The sequence below is a fragment of the Collinsella sp. LCP21S3_D3 genome (assembly GCF_052118305.1).
Classification (GTDB): domain Bacteria; phylum Actinomycetota; class Coriobacteriia; order Coriobacteriales; family Coriobacteriaceae; genus Collinsella.
This window is the reverse complement of the sequence record NZ_JBQKHK010000050.1, coordinates 1-1,150: the sequence shown is the minus strand read 5'-3', so window position 1 is coordinate 1,150 and position 1,150 is coordinate 1. Positions and strand designations below refer to the sequence as shown.

At 63.7% G+C, this 1,150-nt stretch carries 2 protein-coding genes; one reads left to right on the top strand and one right to left on the bottom strand.

What is annotated here, in order from left to right:
* Window positions 1-267: hypothetical protein (locus tag ACTQ1S_RS09315; protein WP_441547566.1), on the bottom strand; the 267-nt coding region annotated here is incomplete at its 3' end.
* On the opposite strand from ACTQ1S_RS09315, the gene ACTQ1S_RS09310 reads away from it, so the two are divergent.
* Entirely contained in the window at window positions 157-1,143 is a 987-nt protein-coding gene (locus tag ACTQ1S_RS09310) for an IS1595 family transposase (protein WP_441547565.1), read from the top strand. The genes ACTQ1S_RS09315 and ACTQ1S_RS09310 overlap by 111 nt on opposite strands.
* Window positions 1,144-1,150 lie beyond the last annotated feature (7 nt).

Genomic DNA, 1,150 nt, shown 5'->3' with positions numbered 1-1,150 from the left:
GTAACTCTCCGTTAGACCAGCGTTGACGTAATAATGTCCCGTCCCCGCCCTAAGATGAATGTCGCCAAACATCAACATCGAAGAGACGGGGACGGGATGCTGGACATCATACTCCATGAGATGGAGGGGCTCTCCCTCGGGGAGAAGCGTGATCTCATCTGTGCCACGAAGGCGGCGGTCGCGCGCGAGCTTGGCAAGCAGGCAGATGGCGCGACGCCCAGATCGTGCCCCCGGTGCGGCTCTTCCTCCTTCATCAGGAAAGGGCACAATGCCGACGGCTCCCAGCGCTGGCTCTGCAAGGGGTGCGGGAGGACATTCTCGTCCAAGAGCAGGGGCCTGCTCGCCGCCTCGAAGCTCGATGCCACGACCTGGGCGCTCTTCGTGGAAGCAACGCTTTCGGGCTCAAGCCTGAGGCAGTGCGCGAAGACGTGCCGTGTGTGCCTCGGGACCTCCTGGTTCATGCGCATGAGACTCTGCGAGGTTATGGAGCGCTCGCTTCTCGCCTTCAGGACCGGACCTTCGGTCTCCTGGCGGGTAGACGGCGCCTACCTCGACGAGTCCCTCACGGGAAACAGGGCAAGGAGTGCTGCCAAGATGCCGAGGAAGCCCCACAAGCACGGCGGCGCCGTCCATGCGCGCGGCATCTCCAACCTCAAGGTCTGCGTCATCTGCGGAGCCAATGATGCCGGAGACGAGCTCTGCCGCGTGGCCGACAGGGGAAGGCCGAAGGATGAGGCCCTGAGAGACGCCATCAAGGGTCTCGGTCCTGGCACCTGGGTGGCGACCGACGCCCATCAGGGCTACAAGCGCGTGCTTCCCGCCCTCGGCATCACCGAGCATGCCGCCACCGACACGCGCCTGCAGAAGGACGGCGAGCTTGGCATGGTCAACGCGATGCACCAGAGGCTGCGCATCTTCCTTGCCCCATTCCACGGCGTATCCACCAAGTGGCCGGACCACTACCTCTCCTGGTTCCTTTGGCTCGAGCAGGCAAGGCGCTCGGACGCAGACGGGCTTCAGACGCTTTCCGGCCAGAGCGCCTGCGGCTTCTACGAGCATACGAGGCGCCAGATGATCGATCGTCCCCAGCCCTTCTGGGACTATTGGCAACGGCAGGGAGCGGCTACGTCAATGCTGGTCTAACAGAGAG